The sequence below is a fragment of the Bacteroides luti genome (genome assembly GCF_900128905.1).
Lineage (GTDB): Bacteria > Bacteroidota > Bacteroidia > Bacteroidales > Bacteroidaceae > Bacteroides > Bacteroides luti.
The window spans coordinates 211,475-220,541 of the sequence record NZ_FQTV01000007.1 but is presented as its reverse complement, the minus strand read 5'-3'; the positions used below and the strand labels follow the sequence as shown (position 1 = coordinate 220,541).

The window sequence follows — 9,067 nt, the reverse complement described above, 5'->3', positions numbered from 1 at the left end:
GCGTTCATCCTGAGCCAGGATCAAACTCTTCATTGTAAAAGTTTCATTTAAATTCTGATCAGGATTCCGTTTATCTTAATTGACGGTTCGCATTTCTATTTTACCAAGTACATGTAACAATACACGCACTTAATGCTCTTGTACTACTTGTTTCGTTTATTTATAATCTATTCAAAGAACGATTTCTTTTTGTTACGCTATTTTCGTAAGCGGATGCAAAGGTAGAACTTTTAATTTTAACCTCCAAATGTTTTCGAGAATATTTTTTAAATTCTTTTTCTCTAAAACCTCGATGAATGCACCGGTTATCTTACATTATGTCAACAGCGTAAGCTTTGTCTCTCTTGCAAAGCGGGTGCAAAAGTAGAACTTTACTCCTACCAATCCAAATATATCTAACTCTTTTTTCTTATTTTTTTTGCAATTAATAGATAACTCGCTGAATTACAAACGTGTTACAGAACATATTTTTTTCTTCTTTGCAAGAAGCTTTAAGAAAAGGTACTTCTGTATATACATTATTAATTTAGGTGCGCGCGTAAGGAGGTGCAGGAAAATGTTTATAACTTATATTTTGCTTCTATTTATCGCCCCGACTTTCCATGAATTTCGTTAATCACATATTTAAGAACAACCAAATCCTGATATAGTTTAATATCACTATCCAGTTTCTTCTTGATAAAATCATTGTCTGTTTCCAAATGATTCAAAATAATCTCCATTCCTTTTCTTTTCTCGTCGGTATTTGTCAATATCGAAATCTCACCCCAAAGCACTAATGACTTATACCAATGGCCACACTCATTATATATATAGCCACCATCTTCTATTACAGTGTCGCATGCTTTGGCATTAGCCCTAATAAAATCTAGCTTCAACCCATTCTTTGCACAATGCATATACAAAGAATTTGTATCTTTGTCATATCCATAACTCAGAGTCACTATATATGGCTGACTATCTTTGCACAAAGATATGGTTACATATTTTCCCTTTTCCAACAGCTCAATAATTTGTTCTTCACTCTTTATTTCTCTGTTAGGTCTGTTACTCATGTGATATTTTCCCATTGCAATATCATATTATATTAAAAGTATATCCTTCATTATATAACCATACAGATAAACTCCCCTGGTTATAAAAAAAAGAGCATTATTATGCAAATGCTCTTTTTCTTATAAACTTTTGTTTATTTCAGCTTATCTTACCATCAGTTATGTTACTTTAAAATGGAATTTTTTATTTCTTCCACCTTTTAAACGTAGGAAATGCATCTTTCATCAGGGCAATAGCTTCTTCTCTGGTAATTGGTTTTTCGAGACCTTTATTAAATTCATCCAGAAATTCCACACAGTGAAGAATCATCTCATCCATAGTGAAATCCTGAGTAAATTCTCCTTCCTGGAAACAATAGGTACAATAATCTTTATTGAGGCTACCATCGGCATTAGTTCCTAGTAGTTCATCGGATGACATAGGCATCCCACAGCTTTGACACAATCTTTCCATAATAATTGATATTTTAGTTTTCTACAAAAATAATGATTCTTAGCAAAAAGGTTATATACTGTGGGGCTTTATTTATTTGAAACATAATATATTATACTTTCTTAATTTTTAAAAGTAAAAAATTTCCTTTTTAAAAAGTTATACATACCTTTGCAGTATTAAATAACGAACAAATACTTCAATGAAAATATCTAAGTAAAAATAGATGGTCACAGAACCATCATATATTCTTATCCTTACAGAATATTTTTGGTCAAAAAAGTGTCAACTGCATCGTTGCATTACTTCATTTGCAATGATATAAACTTAGATTTTATGTAATAGTCTTTTTCTTACTAAAGAACAACAATCTTACATTTTGTTCTAACTATAAGCAAATTCTTTTGTGTTTGCTTTCTAACCGTATATTTTACTTTATTCATTATTTAATTTAAAACTATAGATTTATGAGTATTATTCTTAAATCACTATCATATATACATTCTGATGGAACTACTTTATTTCAGAATATCAATATTTCTATATCCGACGGCGACAAAGTTTCATTAGTCGGAGATAACGGATCAGGAAAATCCACCTTATTAAGAATTATAGCAGGGAAACAAAATTCTACTAGTGGAGATATTGATATATCCAGTTCATCCTATTACGTGCCTCAATATTTAGGACAATATGATGATTATACTGTTTCACAGGTACTTGATGTAGAAAATAAACTAACAGCTCTAAGGGCAATCCTTAATGGAAGTAACTCACTTTCAGATTTTGAATCATTGAATGATGATTGGGAAATTGAAGAAAGAATACAATCAGCCTTTGAATTTTGGAATATTCAGAATATTGATCTATACCAACAAATGAATTCATTAAGCGGAGGAGAAAAAACAAAAATTCTTTTAGCCGGAATACAGATCCATTCTCCAGAGATTATTCTTCTTGATGAGCCATCAAATCATCTGGACTCAGAAAGCAGAAAAATCCTTTATCGCTTCATAAAATCAAGTCGGTCTACAATACTTGTTGTCAGTCATGACATAATGCTGCTGAATATGCTTAAGCACACTTTTGTATTAAAGAGAAATACAATTGAAGCATACGGTGGTAACTACGATTTTTATAAATTACAGAACGAACAAAAAATACATGCTTTGCAAACTCAGCTTAGTAATGCCGAAAAGGCTTTAAAGAAAGCACGACAAAAAGCCTGCGAAATAGCAGAACAAAGGCAAAAAAGCGAAATTAAGTCGAAAAAAACAGGTCAAAAAGGAGGCACTCCGCGTATAGTTGCAAACACACTTAAAAGCAAAGCAGAACAGAGTACTGCCAAGCTTAAAAGTATTCATTCCGAAAAGCTGAATGAGCTTTCCGATAACCTCAGGCAACTAAGAATACAAGTACAGAATGAGCAAACATTGAAAATAAATCTAAAAGAAACGGATTTGCATAACGGCAAGATTCTTTTTGATGCAAAAAAGCTAAACTTTTCGTTTACTGCAAAAAAACCTTTGTGGGAATTACCCTTGACATTCCAGATACGTAGTGGAGATAGGGTGAGAATCGATGGAAATAATGGTTCAGGAAAATCTACTCTTATAAAGATAATAACAGGAGAACTATCTCCTACATCAGGAAATTTATATTCTGCTTCATTTAAATATCTTTATATTGACCAGGAATATTCGATGGTTGATTTCCACATATCTGTTTTTGAACAAGTACAAAAATTCAATGAACGGCTTTTGCAGGAACATGAGTTGAAAACAATTTTGCACCGCTATCAATTTTCTTCTGATACATGGAACAGACCATGTTCACAGCTCAGTGGAGGCGAGAAAATGAAGCTAATTCTTTGTTGCCTGAATATATGTAATAATACTCCAGATATGCTTATACTCGATGAACCCACCAATAATCTGGATATACATAGTTTGGAAATGCTTTTATCTTCTGTAAAGGAGTTTAATGGTTCATTATTAATTGTATCTCATGATCAATATTTTATAGATGAAATTGGAATAAATAAAACAATAAATCTTCTTTAAAAATTAGTGTTGGCAATTTCTTATTATAGTATTTCAAAAAAGGAAACACTCTAATAAACACGTTGTTTTCTATTATTATATTTGAAAAAAGCACAGACTGTGAAGTCTGTGCTTTCATCTTGAACACTTTAATATCAAGCACAAGATTTAATTCTTAGAAATGTAATTAGCTTAATATCTAATTTATCTAATACTTTCATTGAAAAGCTCGAAGAATAATTTAATCAGCCAATATAATCTTTCAGGGCCTGAACATAGCGCTCGAAAGCTTTTCTTCCTGCAGGTAAGATCTGACAAGCCGTATGTGTTTTCTTTCCCACAAAGCTTTTTTCTACTTTTATATACCCAGCTTCAGAAAGCTTATCAAGCTGAACACTTAAATTACCTGCCGTTGACTGAGTTTTTTCCTTCAGATACACAAAGTCAGCTTCTTCCACGCTCATTAGAATAGCCATTACAGCAAGCCGAAGTTGCGAATGAAGTAACGGATCTAGTTCTCTGAACATAGGCCATATTTTTTAGTTTTTCTACTAGCAGCATTTAGTGCGTGCCCCGGAATAATCATTAAAACAACAAACATTGCAGCAAAGACAAGTATGCATGACAAGCCATGAACAAACAACAGTGAAAAACTGAATAAAATACCGGAAAAACCAGAAATAATAAGTAACCTGTATTTAATAACCAGACCGGTCATTGCTACTCCGATATTAACAAGCAATGCTGCAACAAATAAAGCAGGGAAAGGAACCGGAGCCAATATACTACCTATAGGAACAAGTACCGAGCAAATTCCTATAACTATCCATATATAACTTACTATACGATTTATATAAGTCACCACTCTTCTTTTTCTTTTTTTGAGTAGATATACCATTGCCGGCCATCCTAATGCTGGTATTAACCACCAAAGCCAAAATATATTTGTATTACCAGTTGCATTGTAGCCAAAATAGATCATCAACGAAACAATTGTTGATAGATATCCCCACAAAAGGAACATATTTCCTGAACCTTCCTGCATTCCTTCTTTTGTCTCCTGAATCATTCGAGAAATTATTTCTATGCTTTCTTTCTCTGTTAACGTTTTCTCTTCCATAGTTCTTTTAATTAATTTGTAAATTGGTTTATAACATAAACTATATCCGGATAAAAAAAGCAAAAGAGCTGTGCACTTCTCAATTGCTGGATACAAATATAAAGTGGTTTATAATATAAACCAAATATATTGCTTCCTATTTTATAAAAATATTTATTTCACAAAAGATAAAAGCCAAATAGGCTTATAATTCTATTGATGTATTGTATAAAAACAGTTCCGTAGATCCGGGTGTACTAGTGCGTTACACCCGGGTGTAGCAACAACCTACATCCGGGTATAGGGGTATTCTCCACCCGGGTGTACAAAGGAATCCAACTAATACTAGGATTATGAATAAACGCAGTCAACCAAAATCAAGACGAGACAGACTTTAGAAAGATTAGTCAACCGAAGTTAGTGATTAAGATATAACTAATAAACTACAAACTGGGATAAGAACATATTTAGTCAACCTTTATAAGGTTATAAACTGCTAGACTGCTAGACTAGCGCTAGACTTTATCAAGTATATCTAGCGCCTATATAACACTATCAGTCAGCAGGTTAAATACGTCCTGCTAGATTGCTAGACTTTTTGACTATTTTAATTTTATGAGCACTAAATTATATCAAAACTTACTCAGTATTACAGCAACTAAGTATATACAGTATTTGAAAAGAGAATTTATAAAGAGTCTATAATTCTCATTTTCAAGATGATAACAAATAGAAAAAGGGCAAGTCATATAATGATTCACCCTTTTCTATCGATTACTAAGATATATTATTCAGCTTCAGATTCTGCAGCTTCTTCAGCTGTTTCTTCTGCTTCAAAATCTGTGATACCGTTAGTTACCAAAATGTTATACCATGAAATTAGTTTCTTAATATCAGTTACATAAACTCTATCACGGTCAAAATCTGGAAGGATCTCTGCAAAATAAGTACGCAATTGATCGCTTGTAGATTTCTTTGCATCAATAGATGCTAATTCACCATTTTCTTTCTTCAGCACAGAAGCAAGCACTTCTTTCAAAGGAACTTCTGAATCATTTGTATACATTGCAATATCAGCCAAAGAAATAACTTTTTCATTACCATAAGCAGGGATACGTTTCTTATCTTCAGAAATTGATTCAACAATCAACATATTTTTTCCCTGAGAAATTAACTTATACAAACCCGGCTTACCCGAGATAGACAAAATAGTCTTCAACATAATACTTTTTTATTTTATTTTTAAATATTTGAGTCAGCAAAAATAGTATTCAACATTGAAACAAGCAACGTTAAATTGATAAAAAGTGACCCTTTAAACATATATTAGGAAAAACAATTATTGTTGTGATGATTTTACCAATTCTACTACCTGAGGAATTACGGGAATTTGTTCGTCATTAACAATAATAATATCGGCTAATGCTTTTTTCTTCTCATCGTCCATCTGACTTTGAATTCTTTTTAAGATTTGTTCTTTTGACGAAGAAGAATCACGCAAAGCCAGCCGTTGTAAACGTAAATCCATTGGAGCATAAACCATTGCAACGATATCAACTTCATCAGTAAATCCAGCTTCAATGAGTATTGCCGACTCTATTGCAACAACAGGATACTTACTATTTTTATCTACCCATTTTACAAAGTCTTCTTTGACTCTTGGATGAATTATCTCATTAACAATCTTAGCATGTTCTGCATCCGAAAAGATATAAGCTGCAAGTAGATTTTTATTTAAAACGCCGTTAATATAAACCCCTTGACCAAGTAAATTAATAAGTTGTTGCTTTATCAAAGAATCAGTTGAAGTGATCCTTTTTGATTCATCATCTGCTATATAAACGGGTATACCCATTGTTTTCAATAAATGAGAGACAACCGATTTACCGCTCCCAATGCCACCGGTTAATCCTATTTTAATAGCCATAAGCAGGAATTGATTCGATTAAGAAATCTACCTGGTTGGGAATAATGCGTACATAGCTCACTCCAGCCGGAACCGATTTCAGTTTTAATTTATATTTCTCAGAACCAATCTTCATTAGTTCTTCATAAGAGATATCAAAAACAAAGTTTTCAGGACGAATAGATTTAAAGCGTCTCAGCCCAACCTGAAAAGTGACTTTTACTTTTGAAGGAAATGTTCGCAATGATTTATTAGCTGGAAAGTTTATTCCCAACAATGGCACTTCTAACGTTTTTTCAGTAAGAATATCAACAGGAAGCGTAAGATTAACCACACTAGGCACAAACTTCACACCTTTAATAGCAGTCAATTGTACTCTCGTATGTACTGTATCCGAAATCTCTTTCAATAATACAGCGTGAGTGCTTACGTATTTAATAGAATCGAGCATAGACTGTGGAGCATATACAAGAACTGAATCGGGAGAAAACACTGTATCTGTAAGATAATACTGGCGTCCTGTACTTATTTTACCTCTTAACCTTACAGGAACTTTCTTTGATGCACCCATTGTATAAAAGTAATCAACAACATCAGGCTTGATGCTAACTAGCTTAGTAGAAGAACTAAGCTGAGATAAAATTCTTTTTTCAATGCTAGATGCAGGTATAATTACATGATTACCAAGATCCTGATAATCTGCAAAATCAAGACTTATAGGGTAAAAGTCGTGACCAAAAAAATAATTCAGTAACGTAGTTCCTTTATCTTTAACTACAATATGTAATTCGGAAATAGGCTCAGCGGTAATAACAGCATCGTTCGGGACATTTTTTAGTTTTACAGGAATAGCTAATTCAATCTCAAAATTGTTTTTTAAAGTCTGCAATAACCAAAAACCAGAAGATATAAAGAAAAAAAACAGAAAGATCAGAACTTTTCTGCTTTTTTCACTCAGCAGAAAGCTTCTGACCCTCCTAAATATCTTTAAATAAAAGAACTTTATGTTCCTTTCAATGAACATTATATCTTACTATTTCGCATTTGCTTGATTTGCATCAGATGCAGCAGCAAAAATAGAATTCTTATCTATTTTAATACGAACATTATCTGCAATCTCAAGAACAATAAAATCATCATTTACTTCTTTAATTTTTCCATGTATTCCACCGGCAGTAATAACCTTTTGACCTACTTCCAATCCTTTACGGAAATTCTGTATTTCTTTTTGTTTTTTGTTTTGTGGACGAATCATAAAAAAATAAATAATAGCAAACATGGCTACCATCATTAAAATAGTTCCACCGCCACCACTTAAGAAACCACTGGCACCAGCTGCAGGTGCTTGCAATAATACTGATAAGTTCATAAAATATTCTTTATAGTTTTATAATCAATGAAAAAACAAATATATTAGTTTTTTGTTAGCTTTCCATCTTTTTTTAATTGATTAACTATTCCATCCAATGTACCATTAATAAAACTGCCACTTTTTGCGGTACTATATAGTTTCGCAATTTCTACATATTCATTCAAAGATACACTAATTGGAATATTAGGGAAACTAAGTATTTCCGCTAATGCAATCTGCATAATAATCACATCCATGAAAGCCACACGGTCTAAATCCCAGTTCTTAGTATTCTCGCTTATTAAATGGCGGTAATAATCTTCATTCAGAATTGAACGGCGGAACAATCTGCGAGCAAATTCCTGATCTTCATCATCTTTAAATTCAGGCAATAGCTTTTGATTTGCACCTTGTTTCTCCTCAAATTTCTTGATTGTTTTAATAACAAAGGTATCAACTATTTCCTTATCATCATTCCAATATAAGCTTTGATCTTCCAAAACCTGATCTAAAGATTCATTAGTCATAATGAAGTTTTTATAGATTTTTCTCCATAACTCACGATCTTCAGTATAAGAAGACTCTTCAGACTCCATATACTCCTTATATATATCGGAACTGGCAATTTTATCAAATAGTTCTTTGATAAAATCGGTTTCATTAGCCCATGTTTTCTTTTGGTTAGTTACAAACTCTGAAAGTTGTTTGTTTACTTCCAATTGGGCAATAAATTTGTTTTCCACAAATTTCATGCAAGGGGCTAAATCTTCCTGAGAAGGTACTAATTTATTTTTTGCCGCATCAATACGTTTATGGGCAAAGTTCGTCAATTCTATCATCAACAACAACAAGTAGTTGTAGAGGTCGTAAGCCTTCGAAAGACTAAAAAACAACTCTTTTTCGGCTGTATCCAGGTTTTTGTTTCCATTTTGATAGTAAGCGTACACAATCTGTACGATCTTAAGACGAATAAGAACTCTGTTAATCATAACTTTTTTCAATTCATTAATTCAACGTACAAAAGTAGATATTTTAGAGTGTTCACACAAACAAATTACATTTTTTAATGAATAAATAGCTCTTTAAAATTAAAAATGTGTTTTTACAAGAAGTTTCTGCACTATTCTTTTGCCTATTAAAAAAAAATAGTCAATTTTGGGGCCGAATTAAAACAGTGATAA

At 32.3% G+C, this 9,067-nt stretch carries 10 protein-coding genes; 1 reads left to right on the top strand and 9 read right to left on the bottom strand.

The window, feature by feature from the left end:
- Positions 1–584 precede the first annotated feature (584 nt).
- Together BUC21_RS08475 and BUC21_RS08470 are read right to left on the bottom strand one after the other, a co-directional pair.
- Positions 585–1,070 (bottom strand): pyridoxamine 5'-phosphate oxidase family protein, encoded by a 486-nt coding sequence (locus tag BUC21_RS08475; RefSeq protein ID WP_073401193.1) that lies wholly within the window; start codon positions 1,068–1,070, stop codon positions 585–587.
- Positions 1,071–1,239: 169 nt separating this feature from the next.
- Entirely contained in the window at positions 1,240–1,509 is a 270-nt protein-coding gene (locus BUC21_RS08470; protein ID WP_073401191.1) for a zinc ribbon domain-containing protein, read from the bottom strand.
- A 446-nt stretch (positions 1,510–1,955) separates the two neighbouring features.
- On the opposite strand from BUC21_RS08470, the gene BUC21_RS08465 reads away from it, so the two are divergent.
- The gene (locus BUC21_RS08465; RefSeq protein ID WP_073401189.1) at positions 1,956–3,551 is read left to right on the top strand and encodes an ABC-F family ATP-binding cassette domain-containing protein; all 1,596 of its coding nucleotides are present in this window, start codon (positions 1,956–1,958) and stop codon (positions 3,549–3,551) included.
- Positions 3,552–3,775: 224 nt separating this feature from the next.
- Here the strand turns inward: BUC21_RS08465 and BUC21_RS08460 are convergent, their stop codons facing one another.
- The 7 genes from BUC21_RS08460 to nusB all read right to left on the bottom strand — a co-directional run bounded on the left by BUC21_RS08460 (position 3,776) and on the right by nusB (position 8,875).
- Complete coding sequence (locus tag BUC21_RS08460) at positions 3,776–4,057, bottom strand: winged helix-turn-helix domain-containing protein (protein WP_073401187.1); 282 nt, start codon at positions 4,055–4,057, stop codon at positions 3,776–3,778.
- Positions 4,042–4,650 carry a hypothetical protein gene (locus tag BUC21_RS08455; protein WP_073401186.1) on the bottom strand — a complete coding sequence of 203 codons (609 nt, stop codon included), beginning with the start codon at positions 4,648–4,650 and terminating at the stop codon, positions 4,042–4,044. Before BUC21_RS08455 ends, BUC21_RS08460 begins: the two co-directional genes overlap by 16 nt.
- A gap of 766 nt (positions 4,651–5,416) precedes the next feature.
- Positions 5,417–5,851 (bottom strand): DUF5606 family protein, encoded by a 435-nt coding sequence (locus tag BUC21_RS08450; RefSeq protein ID WP_073401185.1) that lies wholly within the window; start codon positions 5,849–5,851, stop codon positions 5,417–5,419.
- Between the two features lie 117 nt (positions 5,852–5,968).
- Positions 5,969–6,556: a dephospho-CoA kinase gene (coaE, locus tag BUC21_RS08445; RefSeq protein ID WP_073401184.1), complete on the bottom strand. Its 588-nt coding sequence runs from the start codon at positions 6,554–6,556 to the stop codon at positions 5,969–5,971.
- Positions 6,546–7,559, bottom strand: coding sequence for a CdaR family protein (locus BUC21_RS08440; protein ID WP_073401183.1), 1,014 nt, complete (start codon positions 7,557–7,559; stop codon positions 6,546–6,548). Before BUC21_RS08440 ends, coaE begins: the two co-directional genes overlap by 11 nt.
- A 9-nt stretch (positions 7,560–7,568) precedes the next feature.
- Complete coding sequence (yajC, locus tag BUC21_RS08435) at positions 7,569–7,904, bottom strand: preprotein translocase subunit YajC (protein ID WP_073401182.1); 336 nt, start codon at positions 7,902–7,904, stop codon at positions 7,569–7,571.
- Positions 7,905–7,948: 44 nt separating this feature from the next.
- Positions 7,949–8,875: a transcription antitermination factor NusB gene (gene nusB / locus BUC21_RS08430; RefSeq protein ID WP_073401181.1), complete on the bottom strand. Its 927-nt coding sequence runs from the start codon at positions 8,873–8,875 to the stop codon at positions 7,949–7,951.
- Positions 8,876–9,067 lie beyond the last annotated feature (192 nt).